Source organism: Erysipelatoclostridium sp. MSK.23.31, assembly GCF_019125875.1.
GTDB classification, from domain to species: domain Bacteria; phylum Bacillota_I; class Bacilli_A; order Erysipelotrichales; family Coprobacillaceae; genus Thomasclavelia; species Thomasclavelia ramosa.
In genome coordinates this window covers 1-454 of sequence record NZ_JAHOCB010000131.1, presented here as the reverse complement: position 1 = coordinate 454, position 454 = coordinate 1, and the positions used below count along the sequence as shown (strand labels likewise).

The window sequence follows — 454 nt, the reverse complement described above, 5'->3', positions numbered from 1 at the left end:
TAAATTTAGCACCTTCCAGCTTTCTTTCTGGAGTCTGGTCATTTACTTTGATACCGTCCATTCTAAATGTAAATGCCACTACTGTATCCCAAGGTGTTAACCCTGTTTTACCAGTCCCGTTACTGTCGGGGTCGTTAGAATATTCCAGTCTTACATCATTTTCGAAACCTGCTCTACCAGTATCAGCCTGAGCAGATTCATTTAAAGTGGCATTATATTCTACAACAATTTTTTGACCGTACAGCTTCTCTGTTTCTGGATTTGCTCCCGCTTCAGATGCATAAAAATATTTATTAATTGTCGCTTTTAAATCTGTAATCTGGATCTGGAATGTTTCTCCAGTTAAGCCAGTTGTTACAACTTTATAATCTGTATCTTTTACAAGCGTCTTGTTCCCGACTTTGACAACTACACTATCCTTATTGAATGTTAACTGGCTGTCCATGCGGTCATG

Annotated in this window: 1 protein-coding gene; it reads right to left on the bottom strand. The window is 38.5% G+C overall.

The genetic code is table 11. The annotated features are described in order from the left end of the window. The coding region (locus tag KSU54_RS18650; RefSeq protein ID WP_217749058.1) for an isopeptide-forming domain-containing fimbrial protein at window positions 1-454 on the bottom strand (454 nt) is incomplete at both ends.